The organism is Spirosoma arcticum (assembly GCF_054779955.1).
In genome coordinates this window covers 39,216-62,729 of the sequence record NZ_BAAGXG010000014.1, presented here as the reverse complement: position 1 = coordinate 62,729, position 23,514 = coordinate 39,216, and the positions used below count along the sequence as shown (strand labels likewise).

20 protein-coding genes and 1 pseudogene are annotated in these 23,514 nt (G+C 53.9%); 7 read left to right on the top strand and 14 right to left on the bottom strand.

The window, feature by feature from the left end:
* Positions 1–83 precede the first annotated feature (83 nt).
* On the top strand, positions 84–1,979 hold the full coding sequence (locus ACYVHB_RS25275; protein WP_461054598.1) for a YgiQ family radical SAM protein: 1,896 nt from the start codon (positions 84–86) through the stop codon (positions 1,977–1,979).
* A 70-nt stretch (positions 1,980–2,049) separates the two neighbouring features.
* On the opposite strand, the gene ACYVHB_RS25270 is transcribed toward ACYVHB_RS25275, so the two are convergent.
* Positions 2,050–2,883 (bottom strand): hypothetical protein, encoded by an 834-nt coding sequence (locus tag ACYVHB_RS25270; RefSeq protein WP_461054597.1) that lies wholly within the window; start codon positions 2,881–2,883, stop codon positions 2,050–2,052.
* A gap of 187 nt (positions 2,884–3,070) precedes the next feature.
* On the opposite strand from ACYVHB_RS25270, the gene ACYVHB_RS25265 reads away from it, so the two are divergent.
* On the top strand, positions 3,071–4,060 hold the full coding sequence (locus ACYVHB_RS25265) for an NAD(P)/FAD-dependent oxidoreductase (RefSeq protein WP_461054596.1): 990 nt from the start codon (positions 3,071–3,073) through the stop codon (positions 4,058–4,060).
* On the opposite strand, the gene ACYVHB_RS25260 is transcribed toward ACYVHB_RS25265, so the two are convergent.
* The 5 genes from ACYVHB_RS25260 to ACYVHB_RS25240 all read right to left on the bottom strand — a co-directional run bounded on the left by ACYVHB_RS25260 (position 4,029) and on the right by ACYVHB_RS25240 (position 9,503).
* Entirely contained in the window at positions 4,029–4,913 is an 885-nt protein-coding gene (locus tag ACYVHB_RS25260; protein WP_461054595.1) for a DMT family transporter, read from the bottom strand. The genes ACYVHB_RS25265 and ACYVHB_RS25260 overlap by 32 nt on opposite strands.
* A gap of 2 nt (positions 4,914–4,915) precedes the next feature.
* Entirely contained in the window at positions 4,916–5,143 is a 228-nt protein-coding gene (locus ACYVHB_RS25255; protein WP_461054594.1) for a DUF433 domain-containing protein, read from the bottom strand.
* Positions 5,144–5,172: 29 nt separating this feature from the next.
* Positions 5,173–7,257, bottom strand: coding sequence for an NAD(+) synthase (nadE, locus tag ACYVHB_RS25250; RefSeq protein ID WP_461054593.1), 2,085 nt, complete (start codon positions 7,255–7,257; stop codon positions 5,173–5,175).
* A 140-nt stretch (positions 7,258–7,397) separates the two neighbouring features.
* Complete coding sequence (locus ACYVHB_RS25245) at positions 7,398–7,748, bottom strand: calcium-binding protein (protein WP_461054592.1); 351 nt, start codon at positions 7,746–7,748, stop codon at positions 7,398–7,400.
* Between the two features lie 9 nt (positions 7,749–7,757).
* Entirely contained in the window at positions 7,758–9,503 is a 1,746-nt protein-coding gene (locus tag ACYVHB_RS25240) for an SWIM zinc finger family protein (RefSeq protein WP_461054591.1), read from the bottom strand.
* Positions 9,504–10,152: 649 nt separating this feature from the next.
* Here ACYVHB_RS25240 and ACYVHB_RS25235 point away from each other — a divergent pair.
* Entirely contained in the window at positions 10,153–11,280 is a 1,128-nt protein-coding gene (locus ACYVHB_RS25235) for a type I restriction endonuclease (protein WP_461054590.1), read from the top strand.
* A gap of 28 nt (positions 11,281–11,308) precedes the next feature.
* Here ACYVHB_RS25235 and ACYVHB_RS25230 read toward each other — a convergent pair whose 3' ends face one another.
* The 4 genes and pseudogenes from ACYVHB_RS25230 to ACYVHB_RS25215 form a co-directional block, all read right to left on the bottom strand.
* Complete coding sequence (locus tag ACYVHB_RS25230) at positions 11,309–12,250, bottom strand: phosphatase domain-containing protein (protein ID WP_461054589.1); 942 nt, start codon at positions 12,248–12,250, stop codon at positions 11,309–11,311.
* Positions 12,213–12,839 (bottom strand): class I SAM-dependent methyltransferase, encoded by a 627-nt coding sequence (locus ACYVHB_RS25225; protein ID WP_461054661.1) that lies wholly within the window; start codon positions 12,837–12,839, stop codon positions 12,213–12,215. Before ACYVHB_RS25225 ends, ACYVHB_RS25230 begins: the two co-directional genes overlap by 38 nt.
* A 60-nt stretch (positions 12,840–12,899) precedes the next feature.
* Positions 12,900–14,171, bottom strand: a pseudogene (locus ACYVHB_RS25220) (AGE family epimerase/isomerase); the annotation flags it as partial.
* Positions 14,164–15,189 carry a bifunctional heptose 7-phosphate kinase/heptose 1-phosphate adenyltransferase gene (locus ACYVHB_RS25215; RefSeq protein WP_461054588.1) on the bottom strand — a complete coding sequence of 342 codons (1,026 nt, stop codon included), beginning with the start codon at positions 15,187–15,189 and terminating at the stop codon, positions 14,164–14,166. The pseudogene ACYVHB_RS25220 and the gene ACYVHB_RS25215, both read right to left, overlap by 8 nt.
* A 397-nt stretch (positions 15,190–15,586) precedes the next feature.
* Here ACYVHB_RS25215 and ACYVHB_RS25210 point away from each other — a divergent pair, with 397 nt between their 5' ends.
* Positions 15,587–16,636, top strand: a complete 1,050-nt coding sequence (locus ACYVHB_RS25210; RefSeq protein ID WP_461054587.1) for a methyltransferase — start codon at positions 15,587–15,589, stop codon at positions 16,634–16,636.
* A gap of 394 nt (positions 16,637–17,030) precedes the next feature.
* On the opposite strand, the gene ACYVHB_RS25205 is transcribed toward ACYVHB_RS25210, so the two are convergent.
* On the bottom strand, positions 17,031–17,807 hold the full coding sequence (locus ACYVHB_RS25205; protein WP_461054586.1) for a hypothetical protein: 777 nt from the start codon (positions 17,805–17,807) through the stop codon (positions 17,031–17,033).
* Positions 17,808–17,930: 123 nt separating this feature from the next.
* On the opposite strand from ACYVHB_RS25205, the gene ACYVHB_RS25200 reads away from it, so the two are divergent.
* Entirely contained in the window at positions 17,931–18,080 is a 150-nt protein-coding gene (locus ACYVHB_RS25200; protein ID WP_461054585.1) for a hypothetical protein, read from the top strand.
* Between the two features lie 126 nt (positions 18,081–18,206).
* Here the strand turns inward: ACYVHB_RS25200 and ACYVHB_RS25195 are convergent, their stop codons facing one another.
* Entirely contained in the window at positions 18,207–18,812 is a 606-nt protein-coding gene (locus ACYVHB_RS25195) for a DUF1684 domain-containing protein (RefSeq protein WP_461054584.1), read from the bottom strand.
* An 81-nt stretch (positions 18,813–18,893) separates the two neighbouring features.
* Between ACYVHB_RS25195 and ACYVHB_RS25190 the strand changes: the two genes are divergently transcribed.
* Positions 18,894–19,334: a hypothetical protein gene (locus ACYVHB_RS25190; RefSeq protein WP_461054583.1), complete on the top strand. Its 441-nt coding sequence runs from the start codon at positions 18,894–18,896 to the stop codon at positions 19,332–19,334.
* Between the two features lie 500 nt (positions 19,335–19,834).
* Positions 19,835–20,698 carry an MBL fold metallo-hydrolase gene (locus ACYVHB_RS25185; RefSeq protein WP_461054582.1) on the top strand — a complete coding sequence of 288 codons (864 nt, stop codon included), beginning with the start codon at positions 19,835–19,837 and terminating at the stop codon, positions 20,696–20,698.
* Between the two features lie 160 nt (positions 20,699–20,858).
* On the opposite strand, the gene ACYVHB_RS25180 is transcribed toward ACYVHB_RS25185, so the two are convergent.
* The gene (locus ACYVHB_RS25180; protein ID WP_461054581.1) at positions 20,859–23,033 is read right to left on the bottom strand and encodes a xanthine dehydrogenase family protein molybdopterin-binding subunit; all 2,175 of its coding nucleotides are present in this window, start codon (positions 23,031–23,033) and stop codon (positions 20,859–20,861) included.
* A 2-nt stretch (positions 23,034–23,035) separates the two neighbouring features.
* Positions 23,036–23,509: a (2Fe-2S)-binding protein gene (locus ACYVHB_RS25175; protein ID WP_461054580.1), complete on the bottom strand. Its 474-nt coding sequence runs from the start codon at positions 23,507–23,509 to the stop codon at positions 23,036–23,038.
* Between the last annotated feature and the right edge of the window lie 5 nt (positions 23,510–23,514).

Sequence of the window (23,514 nt, the reverse complement as noted above, 5' to 3'; positions counted from 1 at the left end):
ACACTCGTAGAACGGACATTGACTTATTTCGCGGAATTATTTCGCGGCTTCGGTGTTTTTCAGATAGACAATTTGCCCTACTCATGATTGAAAGACCCATTACCGACTGGATGCCGCTGACCATGCACGAGGTCGAGAAACGAGGCTGGGACGAAGTGGACGTTGTGCTCGTGTCGGGCGATGCCTACGTTGACCATCCCGCTTTTGGCACCGCCGTAATTGGCCGCATCATGGAAAGTGAAGGCCTGCGTGTGGCTATTATCGCCCAGCCCAACTGGAAAGATGACCTGCGCGATTTCAAGAAGTTTGGTAAACCAAAATACTTTTTTGGCGTCACGGCGGGCTGCATGGACTCGATGGTCAACCATTACACGGCCAACAAACGTCTGCGCTCCGACGATTCCTACACCCCCGGCGGTGAAGCGGGTTTCCGCCCCGATTACGCCAGTATTGTCTACACCAAAATTTTGAAAGAACTGTACCCCGACGTGCCGGTGCTGTTAGGCGGCATTGAGGCTTCGCTGCGCCGGGTGACGCATTACGACTACTGGCAGGACAAACTGATGCCGTCCATTCTGGTCGATGCCGGGGCCGATATGCTGGTGTATGGCATGGGCGAGCAACCCCTGCGCGAAATCCTGAAATTAGTACAGAAAGGCGTGCCGTTTTCGTCGATGCGGAACATTAACCAGGTGGCTTTTCTGCACGACGCCAGCACCCCACTGCGGGACTATAACAACTGGAGTTCGGTGGAACTGGCGAGTCACGAGGTGTGCCTGACCGACAAAATCAAATACGCAGCTAACTTCAAAATTGTCGAAGTCGAGTCGAACAAGTGGCAGGCTAACCGGATCATCCAGAAAGTGGGCGACCAGGTTTTGGTTATTAACCCGCCTTTTAAGACGATGGAGGAGGCCGAAATTGATAAGTCGTTCGATTTACCCTACACCCGGCTTCCCCACCCGAAATACAAAAAACGGGGACCGATACCGGCCTACGAGATGATTAAGTTCTCGGTCAACATGCACCGGGGCTGTTTTGGTGGCTGTAGTTTCTGCACCATTTCGGCGCACCAGGGCAAGTTCGTGGCGTCGCGGAGTGAGAAGTCGGTATTGAAAGAGGTCGATGAGATAACGAAGCACCCTGAGTTCAAGGGCTACATTTCGGATCTGGGCGGACCGTCGGCGAATATGTACAAGATGAAGGGCAAAGACGAGTCGATCTGCGCCCGCTGCCAAAGTCCAAGCTGCATTCACCCGGTTATCTGCTCGAACCTCGACACGTCGCACAAGCCCATGACGGAGTTGTACCGCAAGGTCGACGCCAATCCTAAGATCAAAAAGGCGTTTGTCGGTTCGGGCGTGCGGTACGATCTGCTGGTCGATGATTTCAACAAAAACAACGCCGACGGTAATCACGACGAATACATGGAGCAGCTCGTGACGCGCCACGTATCGGGCCGGTTGAAGGTAGCACCCGAACACACATCTGACGATACGCTGCGGGTTATGCGGAAGCCGTCGTTCAAGTATTTTAAGCTCTTTAAGAAGAAGTACGACCAGATTCAGGAGAAGTACAACCTCAAACAGCCGCTGATTCCGTATTTTATCTCCTCGCACCCCGGCTGCGAAGAGCAGGACATGGCCAATCTTGCCGCCGAAACCAAAGACTTAGGCTTCCAACTCGAACAGGTGCAAGACTTCACGCCCACACCCATGACGGTAGCCGAGGTGATCTACTATTCGGGCGTTCACCCGTACACGCTGAAGCCAGTGAAAACGGCAAAGACGCGGGACGAAAAGCAGGCGCAGAACAACTATTTTTTCTGGTATAAGCCCGAATACAAAGACTGGATCAGGAAGCGCCTGAACAAGCTCAATCGCCCGGATTTAGTCGAGCGGCTGTTGGGTAGCCCCCAGAAGGAGAACGCCGGTAAACCTCAGTTTTCGGGAAATTACGCAGGCAGGAAGAAACGGTAAGGTAGGGGATTGTATGTATCCTGCACTGAATAATCCTAAACAAAGGCGCCGATCAACATCCAAAGAAAATCTATTTACCCGGCGTCTGACGTTTCGCCCGCTCCAGTTGTCGGTAGGCATCGCCGAAATCTTCGCCATTAGCAACGGCCTTAGTTAGGGCCGGAACGCCTGCCCGGCTCACCCTCGCCAACCAGCGCGACACCTCATCGGCAGCGGTCTGATAAGCCAGCATGACGTGGCCATAGTCACCCCCGAAAAAATCACGTGTAGTTTCGAGGTCGTTGAGTTTGAGCATCGGTCGGCGGGCAAAAGGCATCGTGTCCTCGTCGCCAAAGACGGACAAGTCGGTTTTGGCACTATCACTACTGGGCTGTTCCCAGAGGGCCGGGCTGCTGAACCGGTAGTCAACCATCAGCGCCAGCCCTTCGTTGAACCACTGCGGAATCTGGCGTTTGACACGCCACCAACCCAGCCGGGCGAAAATTTCGTCGTGGCACAGTTCGTGAGCAATCACGTCGGCATTGTTACCATCTGGCCCTAAAATCAGGAACGAAGCGCCCCAGGGCGTTCCTATGCTGCATCCGGCTCCCTCACCGCCTACGCAATACTGCTCGTAGTCGGCCTGCTGCGGACAGTAAATGAGCACGGCCTGCCCCCGCCGTTCCCCCCAAAAGCGTTTGATACGGTCGCGGGCGGTCAGCAGTTGGCTACGAAACTGGGTCTGTTGCCGGGCCGTAGTCGAACGGTTCACAAAAACCCGTCCGCTTCGACCCGTGCCCGTCAGTACCCGAAAGTCGTCCGATTGTCCAATGCGCAGGCACCGCACCACCTGCGGATAAAGCAGCAGACCGGCAATCGGCAGGGCAATCAGGAACGGCAGCACATAGCGAAGCAGCAAACGCATAAACGGGTCAACCAATCGGGAAAACGGTTTGTTAGCCCTGCGATTTACGAACTGTTCGGTTTAAATCGTAACTCGCAACCGGAAATCAAGTAGCTGTGTTTGCGTGTTTGCGTGTATAAGTTGCGCTGACGTTCAAACACCGGTCTCGCGTCCCGGTACACACTCAACACGTATACACATATACTTAATGCCTTCTTCTCTTATTATTGGCGCAGGGATGACCGGTTTAACGGCCGCCCGCGAATTAACCCGGCACGGCTGGAACGTTGTCGTGCTCGACAAAGGTCGGGGTGTTGGGGGACGCATGGCGACCCGGCGCATGGAGCAGGCCCGGCTAGATCACGGTGCGCAATATTTCTCGGCAAGGACGCCCGAATTTCAACGCGTTGTTCAGACTTTACTGGCAGAGAATGTAATCGGGGAATGGCATCTGGAACAGGCCCGTATAGCCGACACCAACTTTGACCATCCGCAATACATTGGCGTTGACGGCATGAGCGCGGTTGCTAAAGCCCTTGCTCGCAACCTGACCGTGCTGACGGCCGAAACCGTAGTGACGTTTCGCGCGGAGGACACCGGGTGGCTCGTTGAAACCGAGTCAGGCGGGCAGTACCGGGCCGACTCGCTGCTGATTACCATCCCGGCTCCGCAAGCGTTGGCGTTGGTGCAGAAAAGTGGTTATGCGTTGGCAGATGCGAACCGGGCGGCTCTTTCGGCCATTGCCTATCGACCTTGCATTGCCGTAATGGTAGCATTGAATCAGCCAAGTCACCTCCCCGCCCCCGGTGTCGTTCATTATGACACGGGCGACGTAGGGTGGGTAGCCGACAACACGCAGAAAGGCATCTCACCCGACCAGCCATCGGTAACCATCCACGCCAGCGCCGACTTCAGCCGGGCACATTTCGATGATGATCTAACCGTCGTCGGGCAGCAGCTTATCGACCAACTGAGCGAATGGATTCCGGCTGGGGCGGTCAGCGCCGTTCAGGTTCATCGGTGGCGTTACAGCCTTGCCGAACAGCGGCACCCAGACCCGTTTCTGGAAGCCAACGCGCCGTTTCCGTTACTGTTCGGGGGCGATGGTTTCGGCGCGGGCAACGTAGAAGGGGCGTTTACATCGGGATTACGGATGGCGGAGTTCCTTACAGTTTCCGCCCCAGCCACAGCCCGCTAATGACCAATCCTGTTCCGACGATAGTATAACCCGTGATGGGTTCGTCCATGAGCAGGTACGAGTAAATAAAACCAAAAATCGGGCACAGAAACAGCCACAGCGACGCCCGGACCGCGTCTTGCCGGACGAGGTAAAACCACAGTTGCAAAGCCGCCACCGACACCGGCAAAATCAGCCAGAACACCGACGCCCAAAACCGCCCGTCGTAGTGCGACGCGCCGAAATCAGCAAACAGCAGGGTAAACGGCAGCAGGAGAAGACCACCTATTAGGACTTGCCAGCCGTTGATAACGAGCGTGGGCAGTCGCCACTCAATACGGGCGTAGTAGACCGTGGCGGCCGATACTGACACCATGCCAACGAGCAAAATTACCAGTCCGCTGATGGTGGCGTAACTGTTTTGCAACAGCGGGTAGGTTGCCACGCCAACGCCAATGATGCCCAGCAGCAACCCGCCCAGTTCATTTCGGCGGGGCATCCGGCGCAGCCACAACGCCGACAGTAGCGCAATAAACAGCGGATTGGTGGCCGTGGATAAACTGCCAATTCCCGCCGACACTTCTTTGAGCGCCAGCACAAAGGCACCTAAATAAATGGTCGTGTTTAGCAATGCGAAAATAGTCAGTTGTCCAAACTCGGTGCGTGTGGGCCAGCTATCTCTGGCACGTTGCGCCCTGTTGCGCTGCACACCGTAGGCAAACAGCAGCATACCTGTTCCGGCAATAAAAAAGCGAACGTTGGCCAGAATCAGCGGATGCACCGACTGCACCCCGAACTTGGTAGCTACGGACGCTGAAGCCCAGAGAGCGGCAAAAAGAAGACCGGGGAGTATCCCGGCGGGAGATTGAGACACAGTTATAATTTACGCCTGCCCTGTAAGGTGTACGAGATAAAGCGCAGGCAGGCGTAAATCTGCTCGCAGGTTAGATGTGGGTAATCAATCAGGATTTCGTCAACTGTCTCCCCGTAGCCAAGCTTCTCTACAATCAATTCGACCGTAATACGGGTCCCTTTTATTATTGGCTTTCCAACTATGATGGCGGGATCAGCCGTAATGTAATCCTGCCACTTTACGTCAATCATAGCGGTGTTCGTTTTGGTCAAATATACCGTTAAAATCCAATCTTGCCCTTTCGGCTACTCGGCTTCTGCTCGGCCGCCCATTCCTTCATTTCGGTCAGCTCCTTCTCGAAACCGCCTGACAGAATTGGGAAGCGCATCCACGAGCGCGGGTCGAGGTTGTGGTCGTCGAGGTGGAAGCTGGGGGCGTAGCGTTCCCGCTTCCACTGGTTGCGGCTCCAGAGTTTGAAGAACCGCTCCACCCAGATCAGTAGTTTCTCGCGGTCGTGCACAGTAGCGAACTGTACTTCCACCAGTTTTAGAACCTCTACGGGTGGCTGCTTGTCGCGGATGGCTGCGAGTTCGATGGCGTTCAGCACGTCGTAGGGCATCAGGTCCTCTTCGTCGGTTTGCTTTTTGTCTAATGGGCGCAGTTCGGCAGTGGGTTGCAGGTTATTTACGGCGTGTAAACCCTTCACTTTAATCAATTCGTCGGGCTTGACAGGTTCGGTCGCTAAACTGGTGCGGTCGGTGGGTTCGGGGGCGTTTTTCACGTTCAGACCAACGGTTTCGAGCCACCGTAGCCAGCCGCGCAAAAAGTGTTTGTCGATGCCGGTGATGGGTGAAATGCTGCCCGCCGTGTCGCCATCCATCGTGGCGTAGCCCACGGCCGCTTCGGAGCGGTTCGACGTGCTCAGCAGCAGCGCGTTGTTGATGTTGGCCAGCATCCAGATTGATGGGGCACGAACCCGCGCCTGAATGTTTTGCAGGGCCAGATCGTCGGTATTCCACGACAACTCACGGCCCAACTGCCCTTCGATCAGCCCCCGGTACGTCTCGACGAGGCCATTGATGTTGATGTTGAGAAACGTCGCACCGATGTCGTCGGCGAGTTCTTTAGCCGAGTTGAACGTATCGTCGGACGAGTTTTCAGTACCCTGGTACATCACTGTCAGCAGTTTACCAACCATCGCTTCGGGCGTGTCGCAGTCCTGAAGGGCCTTGATGTAGTCGAGTTTCTTTTTGACCCCCTTGATCCCGAGGTTCTCCACCGCCATCCGAATCATCAGGAACACCGTCGCAGCAATGGCCGACGAGTCGGCCCCGCCACTCAGCGACAGCACATAGCCCTGCGACCGACTTTTGCGCAGGTAATCGAACAGACCCAGCGCCACAGCCCGTGCAAACTCTTCTTCTTTGAGGTAGCCGCCCCGCTCCCACGCTTCGAGTTCGGCTTTTTGCATGACGGGCGCAATATCGGGCCAGTCGAACCGCTCCGACACGCGCAGGTTGGGCAGCATCAAGGCGAGGTTACCCCGGCTCTGCACCTGGTTCAACCGGGTGACTTCGACGTCAACTACCGCCGAAACGATCAGGAAATCTTCGTAGCTCAAACGCGGACCCGACACCAGCAACTCGCCGTTGGACGCGACCATGGCATCACCATCGAAGATGACCCGCCCGGCTTCGTTGCCCAGCATGTTAGCATACACGTAACTGACACCAAACGCCCGTGACGCGTCGACTACAAACCGTTCGCGCACCTGCGACTTCATGAATGCAAAATGGCTGGCGGTCGGGTTGAGAATAACATCAACGCCCCGTTCGTACAGGTTACGCCCCGGCCGGTTGGCGACCCAGGCATCTTCACAAACCTCGAACCCAATACGTACGCCTGATAGATCGAACACCAGATCACCAAACGGGTACGAAAACTCCCCGATTTTGATTTCGTCGCGCAACCCTACTTGCCACGGCTGGAACCAGCGCGTTTCGTAGTGCAGGCCGTTATTGGCAAGGTACTGCTTCACGGCAAACCCCATAATCCGCTTGTTGACGATCAGGCAAGCCACGTCATACGTCCGGTTGTTATGGCGCAGCGGCAGTCCGACGGCCACGGCAATATCACCCGTATGTTGAACAATCTCCAGCAGCGACGCCACAGACTGGTCGATGGTGTTCTGAGCGTAAAACGCATCTTCGCAGCCGTATCCCGAAATGCAGAGTTCGGGCAGGCACAGCAGGCTGACGCCCTGCCGCTGAGCTTCCGCGATGGCGTTGATGATATTTTGTTTGTTGTGTTCCCACGCAAGTGGGGTTTGATTGAGGACACCGGCGGCTACTTTGAGAAGTTTCATTCAGGGGGTGATTGTATTGCTTTCTGTTGAAAGATAACAAAGATGAAGGTGAAATGGATTTGAATTTGGCTGGAGGCAAAACAGGCCCGACGTACAGCCATTGTTCGTTCGGTTGTCGGCGCAAAAATCAATGCCTCCAATTACCTCCGCCAGTGAAAATCCCAAATCTGGAACGCTTCCAGCGTTTCGTCCGATGCCCGGATGTCGCTCAGTACGCCGTAGGCGATAGGGCGCATGTACTGGCCCTGCTCCATCTCCAGGTTGAAGTCGCTGTGCATGAAGTCTTCTTCCTTCGACGAGAGACCGGTTAGTTTCACGCGCTTCGACTCGGTGGTTCCGTCGCGCTTTTTAAGCTGGGCCGTTGCCGTAAACGGAAATTCGAGCGTTTCCTCGAAGAAGTAGAACCAGCCCATGCTCTGCTCGTACTCGTCGTAGGCATCCACAATGATTTCGTAGTCAATCTTGTACTGCATTTCCTCGTCGGTCAGCATGGCGTTGAGTTATTTAATGCCCCGCAGTTCTTCCTGCATGGCGGGGCGTTTAATAAAGGTTGCTTTCAGTTCATGAATCAGTGCGTTGGTGGGTAATTCGCTGCCAGCGATGTTTTTGCGAACCAGCGTTAGCAGCGCGACCACGTTCTTGTAATCCGGGCGGGTACTGGCCTGTTCAGTTACCTTCCGGATGGCGGGCAGAAAAAGGGCCAGCATCTCGGCCGGGTAGGGTCCGGCTAAGTAGGGCAACACCTGTTTCAGTACGTCGAGCCGGGGAGACTGCTGCACGAGCGCCAGCAGGTCGGGCCACTGTTTTTCCTCGACCAGCACCGGACCTAAGCGGGCCAGCAACGAATCGCCCAAGCTATAACCCCAGCCTGGCCGACGGGCTTTAGCCTCCTCGGCTTCGTCACGCCGGATACGCTCGACCAGGAGCCGGTACTCATTGGCCCATTCGTCGGGTGAAAAAGTAGCTCTCCATCTCCTAAAATAGCGCAGATCGAAACGCGGGTCGAACGCGAAGCGTTTGTTCAGCCGCCGGATTTCGTCAACCGCCTTTTCGGCTTCGGCAATAGTCAGCAGTTTTTCTTCCCACTGGTGTACGGTGCCGGGGTGTTTCTTGCCTTCAGCGATGCGGACGCCTTCCAGCAGCAGGGTTTTGGCCCGGTCGTATTGTTTCGTACGGATGGCCTCATCGACGGCCTGCGCCCGAATTTCCACAATGTCCATGCTGGCCTGCATCTGCCGGTCAGCTTCCTCGGTTCGGCCAATATCGCGCAAGAATTTCACCCGTGTTGTCCGCAGATGATCCTGATTGAACGTACTGACGCCCGATTTTTGCAAGGGCAGCAACCGGTCGATCAGGGCCAGAAACAGGTCTGGTTCGCTCAGGCGCAAGGCCGTCTGGTACGTCACATCGAGCAGCCACAGGCCCATGTCACCGTAGTCAAAGTAACGCCTGTCGGTCAGTTCGTTGGCCAGTTCATCGAACAGTTGCCGACGCAAGGGCGGGGCCGTATCGTCGGCGAGGGCAATGTCGCGCAGCAGACCGACGGCTCCGCTGAACGAACCGCCAATGTTCCCCGCCGAGTCGTCGCTCTCGGTCAGCACCGTCATCATCTCCCGGAGTACGACCAGGCCCAGCGTCAGGGCATCTTTAAAATTTTTCTGTCCGATGAGTTTCACGCCCGTGGTCAGCAGCGTATCAATTTCTTTGGCCAGTTTAAACGTGGCCCGATACTCCACAAAACCGTGCCTGCCGCTGTGGGTATGGATGATCTTTTTGACTAATTCGGCGTAGTGTTTGCCCACGTCGATACGCTCGTCTTTGTCGGCAAAGTGGAGTTGCAACTTCGTCGCAAACGTCTTGTCGGCGGTGGCATACTGGACCAGAAACGCCCGTAGTTCATCGGCACTGACCTGCTTCACCAGATCGACAATGGTCAGCTTTTTCGAAGTACGAGCGGTTTTGGGTTGCCGTGCCCGCTTTTTAAGCTCGTCGCGCAAAGCGAACAGGGTGGCTACTACGTGTTTGCAGATGGCGCCCTCGACCGGGCAGTCGCAGAACGAATCCGTAACAGTGCGCCCATCGAGGGTTATCTCGATCGAGTACGTATCTGAGCCTTCTACCTCAGCCTGCCAGGTGCCGTCATCGTTTTGCTCCACGTATAAGACGGCTCCATTCTGAAAATACGGCTGGGCTTTTTTGATTAGATCTTTGGGTAGTTGCTGATCAAAATTGTCGAGGGTAATCATGCGGCAATGAAAACGTAGGGTATGGCACAAAAATAAGGTATCCGCGTAAGTTGCCGTCAGTTTCGACCAGTAGCTTTTGGTTGTTGGTGTGGCAAACGGTCTTCAGCAGCGATGGTGTTCATGCTGTTTTCGGGATTGTGTTCCCACGCAGTTGGGCCTTAATTCAGCACACCAGTGGCTACGTTCAGATGTTTCGTTCAGAGGCTGTTGGTCGTGCTTCTTTTAAGAGGCACAGATGAGGTAGTACAATGGGGTTGATCGGATACAAACCGGAGTTAAAATAGGGTGCGATTGTTTTTTTTGCAGCGGGTCAAGCCGTTTCGTAATACCATTTGCTTAAATATTGTGTGCACATTATTACGAAACGATGGTATGCCAGCCTTACGGTGGGTTAGTAAAGCATTTAGCAAACTGGCAGTTGGGGGTTGGTACTGGGGTGGAAATTTAGTGGTAGGGTGATGGCCAGTCAGCTATAAAGAGAGCGCATCTTCGCAACCGTACTTTGCGTTCAAGGGCACGGGCAAACTTAGAAGGGTAACACCCTGATGTTAGACCTCAGTAATGCTGTTGCTGGCGATGGCTGAGCAGTGGAGACACACCATTCTATCATTATATTTGAGCATTATACTGTGTAATTATTGTGCGTGATATGATGCAAGACGGCCTACAAAATTTCATTGACAGCAAAAAACAGGAAGGAACTTTAGCTAAACAGGGTGAGGAAGCTACCAAGCAGGGACTAATATTACCCATGTTACAGCACTTAGGCTGGAACCCATTCGATGTGCAGGAAGTGTTTCCCGAATATAGCATCCAGAGCGGACGAGTTGATTATTCATTACGTTTTAACAACCTCAACAAAGTATTTATTGAGGTAAAGAAAGTTAGCGAGGACTTAGAGAAACATCAGGAGCAACTACTGCGGTATGCTTTTCATCATGGCGTCAAATTAGCTATTCTTACGAATGGAATTATTTGGTGGTTTTATCTGCCCTTGCATGAGGGAAGTTGGGAACAAAGGCGGTTCTATACAATTGACATTCAAACCCAGGCTACAACTGATATTATCGAGAAGCTTTCGGCTTTCTTATCGAAGCAAGAAGTAATTGACGGCAAGGCGGTTAAAAACGCCGAGAACATTTATAATAGCCGACAGAAGGGTGAACTAATTGTACAAACCCTACCGAAGGCATGGCGTAAATTACTGTCAGAGAGCGACGACTCTCTATGTGAAGTAGTAGCTGAAGCGGTTGAGAAAATTTGTGGCTACAAACCAGATTATGAAATAGTTATCAGGTTTCTAAAAGATATATCCGGTGAGACTTCATTGAAATCTCACCCCAGACCACCTAGCCAAAAATCTACCGAATCTACTATTCCTGCTCAACAACCTGTCGCTTACGAGAGCGACTTAAATGGTAGAGAGCATACAGTAAAGGACTCAATCGAAACTGATAAGCCTACGTCGTTTGAGTTTAATAGCCAGTTGTATGAGGTCAATTCATGGATCAGTTTACTCAAAACGTTTGTTGGCGTTATTGCTGAAAAACATCCTCACGAATTAAACAAGCTAACATTAATAGCGGGTAAACAGCGTCCCTATTTCACAACGAATAGCAGTTTGCTACGTAAAGCGAGCAATATCCCAAACTCACCCATTTTCTACGAAACCCACTTCAGTGCGAATGGTATCATTAGACTTATTGGGAAAGTACTTACAGCGATGAACTATACGGACAATTCCATAAAAATCAATACTACAGCCGGACACAATTAGCCCTAAATGGCTGGGTTATAGCATTTCACTAAAAATCCCCATAATTGACCTGAACACAGGTAAGGCCCAGCGTTCGTCGCCACATATCCACCACTTGCTGGCGGTCGTCCACGACGAATTCGACGTAGTAGCGGCCCGCAATGTGCTGGGCAAACAACTCAGCTTTGACGATGGCGTCTTTGCGATTGTCATTTTCGGGCCGCATGAACAGGTCAAAATCAGTAGCAGACCAGCCGAAGTGTTCGCAAAGCCAGTCGGTGGTTTCGGATCGGCAGACGGCGTCGCGGCCGGAGAAAAACACGATGGCGTAACCCGACACCCGCATGGCTTTTACTAAGTTGATAATGGGCCATTTCGGCGTATCCAGTCCTACCTTATGCCAGTCGAACGGCGAGCGGTCCCCTTTGTCGGCTACGGTTCCGTCGATGTCGACCAGAATACAGCGGGGCAGAGTCTCGTCCTGTTTACGCTGAAAAGTGTCGTTTCGGGTGAGGGTTTCGGAGCGGAATTTGAAATTCTTTTTGAGCACAGCGAGTTGTTCGGCCTGCTTGCGAATCACAGCCTCCCCCACCGAATCGTCGCGGTATTTGTCGCGCTGAATGCACTCGGCCACCGGCACGTCAATTAACTGATAACTTACCTCAACGGCGTCGAAATGAGTGGTGAGCAATTGGCGAAACTCGTTCAGGTAACTCAGTTTCAGATTCGTATTGTCGATCAGCAGGTGCCAGTCCCGCGCCAGCCCGTCCAGAATAGCCGTTCGCTGCAACTCGTTGACCACATTCTCCACCCGGTTTTTCTCACGCTCGGGCCAGGTTTGCCAGTATTCGGGTAGCGAAACGGGGAGCAGGCTTCGGCGCAGGTCGTCGCGATTGACGCGCAGCCAATTGGGATTCTGGGCGCAGAACTGCCGGGCAAAGGTGGACTTACCGCTACCACTCAAACCCGTAAGAATCATCACTTTCTTCATCTATAAATAGGGTATCTCCGCCCTTCACGAAGTCATACGACACCAGGCTTTTGCCGTTGGGCATCCGGTAGGTCTGACGACCCTCAAACCGCAAATCCGGAGCGGTGTGCCGAAACAACGTTTCATCAGACACTTCCGTTGCGATGGTTGCTATGGGTTGGAGTGAAGTCAGGCCCGTATTGCTGACCCAGCTGCGGTCGTTGCTGCGCTGGAGTACCACGTTTAGCAGACCACCCCGCCGGAGGGTTTGCCGGATGCTGGCGAAAGCCCGGTCCAGATCGACGTATTCCAGAAAAAGGTGGCAGATAACCAGATCAACCGAGTCGGGCGGGATGGCGACGGGATCATGGTTCATGTCGGCGGGCACCAGCACCAACTCGTTCAGAATGGGTTCGTAGCGGTCGTAGCAAACGGACAGGAAAGTCGGATTCAGGTCCACGGCGTAGACCGTACGGGCGTCCACAAAATGAACAAACCCGTTGCCCGTGCAGGCTCCGTAAACCGCCACCGTTTGCGGGTTTCGCTGTTCAACTTTCTCCCTGGTGATGTCGCTCAGAGACGCCAGTTGCCCCACCGTTTCGTGGCTCATGTGGCGTTCGTAGTCGGCGTAGGGCACCTGATTCCAAGGATTCATAGGCTGTTTTTGCGCAAGGCTATCGAGCCGACGAATCGACTGCACCATCGACCGGACGGTATGGTAATTAATTTTCCAGGAATGGCTCATGTGCGTCCAGATCGGTTCGCCCTGTCGGGTCATCAGCGGCCACCATTCACCTACCGCGTGGTTCACCATTTTGTCCAGCACAAACCGATGTACATTCTCATACGCGTTCCAGTATTTCTCGTCGCCAAAAATCCGGTACGCATCCAGGAACCCGATGAGCACCTCGGCCTGCTGCCAGAATTCTTTCTCCCGATCATACACGGCCCCACTGTGCGCTCCTTCCACAAAAACGCCCCCAAAATCCCAGTCTACCCCATAATCGACCGCGTGAGAGAAAGCCTTTAACAAAGGCGTCTGGTAGGTTTCGTGGGGAATGGCCAGTACATCGAGCGCGTGAAGCAGCAACCAGGCGAACTCGGCATTGTGGCCATAGCTGGTATTGTCATCGGCTTCCCGCTTTGTGCCATCCTCTGTGAAACGATCCCAGCCCCAGATCACGTCGAACTTAATCTGGGGAGCCACGCGCCAGTCGGCCCAGAACTGCGGTACACCCGTGCCGTAGGTTGGGTGCATAATTTTCCCGACCAAAAGGTCAATCACCTCCAGCAGTTTTTGGCGGTGAATGGGCTGGCGGGTGCATTCGTACAAACTTGTGAAGGCTTCCATCAGGTGCATGTGGGCATCGAGCGTTTTGCGGTCGCCCCCGGCGGCACCCGGCCCTTTCAGCGTCCAGTCGCGGTGGAACATCTCGAAATAGCCGCCATGAACCGGGTCAAACGCGTATTTCTGCAACAGGTCAAATACCTTTTGTGCATAGTCAACCCCGCGCAGATCGCCCGTGGCGAGGGTGTATTCGCTCAGGCAATAGATGGCGAAACTCTGGCCATACGCAATTTTCTGATCGTTCAGCACCTCGCCCCGGCGGTTGGTCATCCAGTAAAAACCGCCGTGTTCGGCATCCCACATCCGGCTCAGCAAATAGTCGACACCATGCCGGGCCAGATCGGCCAAATCCGTTCCATTAGCCGCAGTTCCAGAATAACCCGCACGATGCGCCGATGCGTAGGTATAAATGGAACGGGTTTGGGCAATCAGCGATTTTTCGTCTTCGCCCGAATCGTTTCCGTACTGGTCGAAATGGGTGATGAAGCCACCGTTCACGCGGTCAGCCGTGCGGGCGGTCCAGAACGGCAGCAACTCGGCAGTCAGATGGGTGTGCAGTTCCTGACGGCACCGCAGCAGGGTTTCGTTAGTCATGGCAGTGAGTATCGTGCAACTGGAGAATTTCGGACAGGCTGGCGGTGCCGGTCTGAGCCAATTTCTGAACGGTTACGGCAGCCGCCAGATTCGCTATCTGAACGGCCTCGGCGGGTGTGGCCCCAGCTCCCCGACAAGCCGCCCAGGTGGCGACGACCGTGTCGCCCGCGCCAACGGTATCGAGTTCGCCCCGGAGCGCCAGCCCGTCGATCCACTGCGTTTCGTAGTCGTCCAGGTACAGAATTCCCTCCGGACCGCGCGTAATTAGCAGGGGACCACCCGTCTGCTGCCGCAAGGCGTTGCCGTTTCGGACGCACCAGTCCAGATCCGGTGACTCGGGCGGGTCAATGTCCAGGAAACAGGCCAGTTCCGTCGTGTTCACTTTCAGCGTAGCGCCCCGCACCAGCGTTCCCACGTCGCGCATGTCCGCCACAAACCGAACACCCGGAAAGCGGCTAATCAATTCATTGAGCACCGCAACCCGATCTCTATTGAGCAGCGGACGAGCGAACTGCTGGTTTATAATCAACACGTCGAGGTTGGTGAGCGCCTGTTCCAACCCAGCGATCAGGTCCGAAAACCGGGCGTCGGACAGTTCATTAGCCGTGCCGAAATCAACCCGGTTCGCTTCCCGACCGGCCAGATTGGGTCCGGCCTGGATGGGTTTCGTATAGACGCACGTGTCCCAACCGGTGGGAATGGTGTGCAGGTGTTGCGTGTTAACGCCCAATTCGTTGAACAGGTGCTGCATCTCCCGACCGAACAGATCATTTCCGAGGCAGCCTATCACCCGGCCGTTCGCTACGCCCAATGCCATTAAATTCTGAACAACGTTGCCCGCTGCTCCCAGCGATGCTTTAGGCTGACTTGCCCAAAACACGTCCCGCCCGGTTTCTATGGATTGCTCGCCGGTTTGGGTTTGCAGGTTGAGATAAAGATCAAGAGCAAAGTCGCCAATAACGCCCACGTTCAGGGTTGAAATTTGTTGGAAAATTTTCTCAATTTCAGAACTTGTCATCGGGTTAGTTAAACGTCGGCCAACAGCAACCACAAAGCCCGTTTCGGTCCGCTGACTACTCACCACCCAACCGTGGCGATGAGACTACCTGACCGTCCCGTAGGGACACAACAGCAACGCGTCGGTTAAACACCAATTACACCGACGCGTTGCTGTTGTGTCCCTACGGGACGTAAATCAGGGGGCTTGGTTCTGGGCTGCTACCGACGCCTTCGGCTGTTGCGTCCCTACGGGACAATTTGAATTAAACGCCAGTCAGGCTACTAATTCCAAATTCGTCCTAAACCTACAGGAGATGTCATGTTTTAAGCCCTTTTCTTTTTAGAAGGGCGAAGGTCCGTTGGTATCTTTGACGTTCGACCCAACCAGCCTGACCCGCCCGTAATTCCAACCCAACATGCTCAACACTCCCCAACCCGACCCTGCCCCCATCACCCGCCAATTGCGGGCTATGTTTGGGTCGCGCCTGTTGCTCGCGGCCGTGCATCACCTGAACGTGTTTGACGTGCTCAGCGCCGGGCCGCTTCCGATAGCCGAACTAAGCACTCGGCTTGGCCTGGGTGAGCGCCCGGCGATGGTATTATTTCCCGCACTTTGCGCGATGGAACTGCTTCAGTATGACATGGACAATCGGCTATCCGTTACCGAACTGGGGCGGTATCTGACCCAGGGCCAAACCCCTAACCTGGTGGGCTACACGGGTCTGGAAAAAGACGATCCGGGTGTGCTGGAAATGGCAGTACGCCTTCGGAACGATGGCCCGCTGGAAGCGCCGGAGGGGATTTCGTTCGTGAAAGAAGGCGAAGGACCGTCGCCCATGGATGACCCGGAACTATCCCGCAAGTTCACGCTGGGCCTGGCCGGACGCGCCCGTCACCTGTCGCCCATCGTGGCCGCTAACCTGCCGAAGCGCGAAGGACACCTGCTCGACGTGGCCGGGGGCACGGGCTTTTATACCTACGAATGGCTGCTGCATAACCCAACGGCAACCGCCACCCTGCTGGACCGGCCCGCCGTGCTGACCGTAGCCACCGAGCTATTGGATCAATTCTGCCGCAGTGGTCGGCCGGGAGCCGACACCGTCAAGACGCGGGTGACGCTGCGGCCGGGCGATATGCTAACCGACGAACTGCCCCAAACGGACCTGCTGCTGGCGGCCAGTCTTTTTCACGACTGGCCCGTGCCAACCTGCCAACTGCTGGCCCATCGCTTTGCCGCAGCCCTGCGTCCGGGTGGAGAGATTTGGGTGCATGATGCGTTTCTGAATGATACGCTGGACGGTCCGCTGGCCATCACCGACTACTCGGCTCAGTTATTTTGGGCAACCAAAGGCCGGTGCTACAGCCGGGCCGAATACCAAAGCTGGTTCGCCCATGCCAGTCTGCAACCCATGCCCGATACCATCCCGACGCAATTGGATTACGGGCTGATCCGGGCACGGAAATAAGAATATAAGCGCAACGCACTTGCACCGCTACTGCAATGAGTTTAGCTACCAATACAATCCACGCAAGGACATTGACACAGAGCGTTTCAACGTGTCGTTAACGCGCTTAGAAGGTAGATTGACGCACAAAACGTTGATTGCAAAAGTGGATACGCAAAAGGACAAGTAAGTAAAAACGGTAAAGAGTAATCAAGACAAGCAAAAACACTTTGTAGTACTTGACTTGCCGGAAAGAGATAAGCAGCAAGTGAAGGTAAAAATGTTGACGATTATTTCAAATTTGGATGATATTATAGAAGTTGGTAGTATTGCAAATGAAAAGAGGATTGAAGCGAAATGAAACGCCCCAACCCTCTTTTGGTGAATTGCTGCTCACCACGCTTACAAACCCGACTTAATGAGCGTTAGGTATCTCTAATTGGTGCATGAAACCATTTCGAGTACCAGCCGCATCTCCTGACGGTTTTATCTCATCAGTATCGGATTTGGCATTATTGGCACCTGTTCCAGCAGGTGCCAATGTCTTTCCAGGGGATATTGACTCTAAGTTCTCAACTGCCCCTAAGTATTCGGTTCTTACGTGTGCGTTATTATCAAACCAGTCTGCACTTACGTAGTGAAACTCGTTTCCAGTACCCTTAGTGCGTAGCTTGACAAGGTGGCCAGTGTCTACCATTCGGGAAATAATTGGCGCAATCTTTCCTATTAACGTACCCCTTGGACCAGTAGCCGAACCAGATAGTTCATTTAGCCACTCTGGTTCTTCCACAAGTATAGCGTCTACCACCCCACCGGCTCCCTTCAATGTCTTATGACCGTATTTCTGGGGTCTATCAGTTACGTACTTTATTTTTTGAGCGTGCGTCCAATCCCGACTATAAGATGACCCATCTTTATAACCCCCGTCGTACTTACCGTCATACTTGCTGACTTTATCTTCAGCTACCGCTTTTCCACCTAATTGGTTGTTTACGATTAACGCATTGGACGCGGTGTTAGCAGTTGTCAATGCTTTTACCAATGAATCATAGCTTTTGATTTCCTCGTTAACCTGCACAAGAAGTTTCTCAAGCTCGGGCTTTTTGTCACGGGCTTTTTCAAGCTTCTGGTTGAAGTCGTCAAGAAGGTCTTTCCTTACGCTTTCGGGGAGTGCGAGAAGATCAATTGTCATAGTTAGTTACGTTGTCTTGCGCTTTGACATTGCAAGTATAATGCAAAACGCAAGACAACGCAAACGACTGTCAAGTAATTTTGAGAAATAAATTCAGAGTGAGCAAAACGCAAGGTAGATGCGATGGAAAAGCCAAAGAGTGAACCAGACAAGCAACCCCGTAAACGGAAAGAGAACTACGACAAAAAGCCAAAGATCAAAAGTAGCTTGTTCGACGTGTTGAAGGTGGCTGTTAGTCCAAAACCGGATGAAAATGTGAAAGCCGACAAATGACGGTTCATTCATCGGCTTTCATAATATTTGGCTTGTGCTAACTGGTATATAATTCTTAATGAATAATGTGTAATGGATGGCTAACGCGACATTCATTATTCATCACTCATTATCCATTGTTCATCACTAATGCGCCTTGCTGTACGCTTTCTCTCCCGCTTCGATGGATGCTGACAACACATTGTTTTTGGGCGGAATTGGACACGGGTATCCTTCTTTGAAGGCGCAGTACGGATTATAAGACCGGTTGAAGTCCAGTATTACCTGACCGTTCTGAATGTCGCTCGTGCGCAGGTCGAGGTAGCGTCCTCCTCCGTACGTTTCCTGGCCCGATGTAGCATCTTTGAATGGCAAAAACAAATAATCGCGGTACTCCGGCATTCGACTGGTGTTCAGGTTGCGGTATAGCGTTAGTTGTTGAGTCTTCCCACGCAGCGTAAAGGTGAGCAGCGCGTAGGCCACGTGCGGTCTGGTTTTACCGGTAGAAGTGGGCATCTCGAAGGGTTGCGCGTTGGGCATTCGCTCCACCGTTGCCGTTACACGATACGTTGAGTCAGGCGCGTAAAATTGTACGTACGCCAACTCGTCAGCCGTGGCTAAAGGTCCACCGGATGGAGCGAGCAGGTCATTTTTGTACGTCTCGCGGTGTTTGGCAAGCCCTTCAGCGAAGGATGTCTGCGCACGAGCAAGCGGGCAAAGCAAACTCATCAATAGTAACAGTACATAGTACATACACAGGCGGTTTTGGCACGATTCACGTCGACCACGAACTTACATCAAAACCGTTAACGTCGGGATACAGTTATCAGGAATATGAACAATCAACTCGCTTCAGCATTTGGGCCAACGCCCGCGAACACGGTCGGCCTGCGCCAGCAGTATGGTTCCGTGCTGCTCATGGGTCTGTTGGCCGTAATGAGTGCCTGCAACGCCACCCGAACCGACTCGACGAAGGGTCAGCGGTTACGGCTAACCGTGGGCGACATAAAAGAGGTCTCTATTGATGCCCGCCCCGACAGCACCAATCAGCTAACCGCCACGTCCGACAACCAGGAGGTTGTTGATGTGTCGCGCAAGCCGACCGACACCACCGCACCCAACGGGCCACAGCTATCGACGGCCGGGCCAACCGTTTTTCTGATCAAAGGTGTCACGGCGGGCACGGCACGGGTCGTTTTTTCGGAGAAACCAGTCGGTGAAGATGGCACCGGACGGGTCAAAAAGGCGTATGTCGTCACGGTAGTCAATAAATGAGTTTTAGGGTTAAAATGACCGAAAGACGGGCTTCTACTGTTGATGATTTCATGTTCAACAGTCGAAGCCCGCACTGCCAGAATCACTTGCTGATTTCAATTTCCGTCAGTGCAAGCCCATAGTCCAGCCCCCCTACTACCAACGCTGGTTAAAAAAGGCTTGGCACCATTTCCCTCTCAAGCAAAACTTATATAATCTCAAGTTCTGCTGACACCCGCTGGCGACAACCCGCCTTACTTTTGACCCGTCCGAGGAAGGGTTTTACTGCTTCATTTACCTCCTGCACTGTCGACCTCCACCGAGAAAAACCCCTCCCGTTTTAACAATAGAATTTTGTTTTGAACCGCCTTGACAACTCAAAAATGAATCGGGAGAATTTGCCAGAAACGTCGTTAACCGCCAGTACGGCAGGCCAGTTACCCACGCCAACAGAATCGGCACAAGACCAGCCAGTGAATTTTCCAGCTAACGATACGAAGCCAAATGGGTTCAAACGATTTTTGCTGGGTGATTTAGAATTGACTGTTCTGTCGGATGGTTATTTTAGACAAAGCCCGGTGTACCCGTTCATAGCTCCACTGGCCCAACCTGATGAAGTAAACGCACTACTGGAAGCTGCTTTCAGATCGACCGATTCGATTGACTCAGCGCTGAATATATTGGTCGTAAGGAGCAAAGACCGGCTGATATTGCTGGATACGGGGATGGGCATATTTGCAGAACCTACGCAGGGCCATTTGTCTGAAAGCCTCGCTGATGCTGGCTTTGAAGCCACCGATTTTACCGATGTGATTTTATCGCACGCGCATATTGACCACATTGGAGGGTTAGTCGACACGCAGAATACGTTCGTGTTTTCTAACGCCGATATTTACATCGCTAAAGCCGAGTATGATTTTTGGCAACAGGCAACCCTTGACGATTTCCAAAGAAGCCCGGCTTACCAGATGGAAGACTTTGTCAGGCAAACCATCACGAACGTTCAAAGGGTCTTGAGCCTGCTGGCCCCAGCACTAAAATTTATTGATTTTAACAAGGAGTTGCATGACATTTTCAGCTTTGAATTAGCGCCGGGTCATACTCCGGGTCATACCTTAACAACCATTCGGTCAAACGAAGAACAACTAATTTATATCGTCGACCTGGTTCATTCCGATGCGGTGTTGTTTGCCCATCCGGAATGGGGATTTTTTGGTGATACCGATTTACAGCAGGCCGTAGCAAGTCGCATAGAAATTTTGCAACAGGTAAGCACGTCAAAGATTAAAGCATTTGCTTATCACTTGCCCTGGCCCGGCCTGGGCCACGTGCGTCAAAAAGAAACCGCTTTTGAATGGGTGCCGGACGTATATGCTACTCCTTAGAATTGTCTCGTCCTAAGAAAGCCGGGAGATTCCGTCGGTATGGCAACTGGCACCAAAAAGCCGCGCTCAGACTTAACTGGCGCGGCTTTTTTTATGGAGTGGTTCTCTCATTACTGTCTGGCGCACGAAGTTAACTATCCCCGTCCCACAACCGTATTGCTTACGACGAAACGCCTTTAAACACGTCGTCTTCGATGAACGGCTGATTACGCACGCGCTTGCCGGTGGCTTTGAAAATGGCGTTGGCAACGGCGGCTCCGGCGGGTGGCAGGGATGGTTCGCCCAAGCCGGTTGGTTCGATGCCATTGTCGACAAAATGCACCTCCACGTCGGGAATTTCGGCTAAGCGGATTAGGCGGTAGGTGTTGTAGTTGGTTTGTTCCGGCACCCCATCTTTAAACGTCATGTTGCCGTACATGGCATGACCAATGCCATCCACGATGCAACCGGTGACTTGTTGCCGCGCTCCGCTCTGGTTAATGACGATGCCGCAGTCGGCCGCCGAATATACTTTCTGAATGACAGGCTTGCCTTTTTTCACCACCACCTCGCCCACCTGCGCCACGTAGGACCGGTGCGAAAAATAGACGCTGAAGCCCTGCGCGACCGGACGACCGTCGGCCCCTTTTTTGGTGCCCCAGCCCGACTTTTCGACGGCTAACTGGATAACGCCCTTCATTCGGTCAATATCGTATTTGATGGCGCCGGTTGGTTTAGCTTTGGCTTTATCGAGCAGCTCGAGCCGAAACTGCACGGGGTCTTTGCCCGCAGCCTGCGCCACTTCGTCCAAGAAAGCCTGCTCGGCAAATGCCAGAAAATTCGTGATGGGTGCCCGCCACGGGCCGGTCGTGATGGCCGATTTATGATCCTTGCTGTCAATGAGCAGGTTATCGACCGCCCCGGCCGGAAAGTTGTCCTCCCGCGTTGGGTTGCCCGCGTTGATGCTGGCTCCGCGCAGTTTGTAGCCAATCATGTTGCCCTGGGCATTGAGAGCAGCCTCAAAGCGGTAGCGCACGGCGGGCCGGTAGCTGCCGCCCGTCATGTCGTCTTCGCGCGTCCAGATTAGCTTGACCGGCGCGTTGACCCGTTTTGATACCTGCACGGCTTCGATCACGTAGTCCGCCTTGAGCCGACGGCCGAAGCCACCACCCATGCGGGTCAGTTGCACCGTTACCATTTCGGGTGGAATGCCGAGGAGCTTGGCGGTTTCGTTGCGGGCCAGTTCAGGCGTCTGCGTCGGGCCAACCAGTTCCACGCCGTCAGGCCGGACGTGGGCGAAAAAATTCATCGGCTCCAGCGGGCTGTGCGGCAGAAACGGGCACTGGTACTCCGCCGTCACGACCTTAGCCGCGCCCTTGAAGGCCGCATCTACGTCGCCATCTTTCCGACGAACGGTGGCGTCAGTGGCGTTCAGCAACTCCCCGAACAGGCGGTTATGATCGGCCGTGCTCTCCGTCGCGTCGGTTTTTGTCCACTCAATTTTCAGCGCATCCTTGGCTTTCTTGACCTGCCAGGTCGACTTACCGACGATGGCGACGTTGTTATCGTACGTGAACACGTCGGTAATGCCGGGCATGGCTTTCACGGCGGTATCGTTGACCGACTTCAGCGTATAGCCAAACGCAGGGCGCTGAATCATGGCAAACAGCATTCCCTCGCGGTAAAAATCAATCCCAAACAGCGACTTACCGGTGATGATACCGGGATTGTCCACGTTTTTGATCGTCTGCCCGATGAGCTTGAAGGCCTTCGGGTCTTTCAGCTTGACATCGGTTGGGACGGGTAGTTGAGCCGCTTCGGTAGCGAGGTCGCCGTAGCTGAGCTTCCGGTTGCTGGCCGAGTGCAGCACGAACCCGGTTGCCGTGGTACATTCCGCAGCCGGTACGTTCCAGCGTTTGGCGGCTGCGCCGATGAGCATCTGCCGGGCAGTGGCACCCGCTGTCCGCAACCGTACCCAGGAGTGGGGAATGGAGCCGCTGCCGCCCGCCACCTGCCGTTCAAATTTCTTGGTATCTAACGGGGCCTGTTCGACCACTACCTTCTTCCAGTCGGCGTCTAATTCTTCAGCTACAATGATCGGGAAGGCGGTTTTGATGCCCTGCCCTACTTCAGGATTCGGCGACAGGATGGTAATAACACCCTGCGGACTGATAGACAGATAGCTGTTGAATCCGGCCGGCGTTCCGGCAGCACCCGGTACAGCGTTTGGAACCGCGCCCATTGCAACAGTAGCAGATTCTGCTTCTGTCCAGTTGAAACCCAGCAGCAGTCCGCCCCCGGCAGTGGCGGCTATTTTCAGAAAATTCCGTCGGCCCGTATTCGATAGAGATTGCATGGCTATTTGGATTTAGCAGTGGATGTGGCAGCAGCTACTTTCACGGCTTCACGAATGCGGTGATATGTGCCGCAGCGGCAGATGTTGCCGGTCATGGCCGCGTCGATTTCGGCGGTGTTCGGCTTTGGATTCCGCTTCAGAAAGGCGGCAGCCGTCATTATCTGCCCAGCCTGGCAATAGCCGCACTGCGGCACGTCGACCTCGTTCCAGGCCTGCTGAACCGGATGCGTTCCCGTAGCCGACAAACCTTCGATGGTCGTGACCTTACTCTTGCCGACGGCTGAAACGGGCAGCACACAGGCCCGGACCGCTTCGCCGTTGAGGTGGACCGTACAGGCACCACACTGGGCAATGCCGCAGCCGTATTTAGTACCAACTAAGCCCAGATTATCGCGCAGTACCCACAGCAGCGGGGTATCGGGGTCAACGTCAGCGCGGTAACTCCGGCCGTTGATTTGCAGGTTGTAGAGTGCCATTAATC

Bases quoted from the DNA above. Each gene is read 5' to 3' on its own strand.
- ACYVHB_RS25190 (WP_461054583.1), top strand. From the start codon at position 18,894: ATGAACAATCAACTCGCTTCAGCATTTGGGCCAACGCCCGCGAACACG.
- ACYVHB_RS25175 (WP_461054580.1), bottom strand. From the start codon at position 23,509: ATGGCACTCTACAACCTGCAAATCAACGGCCGGAGTTACCGCGCTGAC.
- nadE (WP_461054593.1), bottom strand. From the start codon at position 7,257: ATGAAACTTCTCAAAGTAGCCGCCGGTGTCCTCAATCAAACCCCACTT.
- ACYVHB_RS25180 (WP_461054581.1), bottom strand. From the start codon at position 23,033: ATGCAATCTCTATCGAATACGGGCCGACGGAATTTTCTGAAAATAGCC.
- ACYVHB_RS25245 (WP_461054592.1), bottom strand. From the start codon at position 7,748: ATGCTGACCGACGAGGAAATGCAGTACAAGATTGACTACGAAATCATT.
- ACYVHB_RS25200 (WP_461054585.1), top strand. From the start codon at position 17,931: ATGGAAAAGCCAAAGAGTGAACCAGACAAGCAACCCCGTAAACGGAAA.
- ACYVHB_RS25215 (WP_461054588.1), bottom strand. From the start codon at position 15,189: ATGACAAGTTCTGAAATTGAGAAAATTTTCCAACAAATTTCAACCCTG.
- ACYVHB_RS25275 (WP_461054598.1), top strand. From the start codon at position 84: ATGATTGAAAGACCCATTACCGACTGGATGCCGCTGACCATGCACGAG.
- ACYVHB_RS25225 (WP_461054661.1), bottom strand. From the start codon at position 12,839: ATGAGCCACGAAACGGTGGGGCAACTGGCGTCTCTGAGCGACATCACC.
- ACYVHB_RS25270 (WP_461054597.1), bottom strand. From the start codon at position 2,883: ATGCGTTTGCTGCTTCGCTATGTGCTGCCGTTCCTGATTGCCCTGCCG.
- ACYVHB_RS25195 (WP_461054584.1), bottom strand. From the start codon at position 18,812: ATGTACTATGTACTGTTACTATTGATGAGTTTGCTTTGCCCGCTTGCT.
- ACYVHB_RS25240 (WP_461054591.1), bottom strand. From the start codon at position 9,503: ATGATTACCCTCGACAATTTTGATCAGCAACTACCCAAAGATCTAATC.
- ACYVHB_RS25230 (WP_461054589.1), bottom strand. From the start codon at position 12,250: ATGAAGAAAGTGATGATTCTTACGGGTTTGAGTGGTAGCGGTAAGTCC.
- ACYVHB_RS25205 (WP_461054586.1), bottom strand. From the start codon at position 17,807: ATGACAATTGATCTTCTCGCACTCCCCGAAAGCGTAAGGAAAGACCTT.
- ACYVHB_RS25235 (WP_461054590.1), top strand. From the start codon at position 10,153: ATGATGCAAGACGGCCTACAAAATTTCATTGACAGCAAAAAACAGGAA.
- ACYVHB_RS25255 (WP_461054594.1), bottom strand. From the start codon at position 5,143: ATGATTGACGTAAAGTGGCAGGATTACATTACGGCTGATCCCGCCATC.
- ACYVHB_RS25210 (WP_461054587.1), top strand. From the start codon at position 15,587: ATGCTCAACACTCCCCAACCCGACCCTGCCCCCATCACCCGCCAATTG.
- ACYVHB_RS25265 (WP_461054596.1), top strand. From the start codon at position 3,071: ATGCCTTCTTCTCTTATTATTGGCGCAGGGATGACCGGTTTAACGGCC.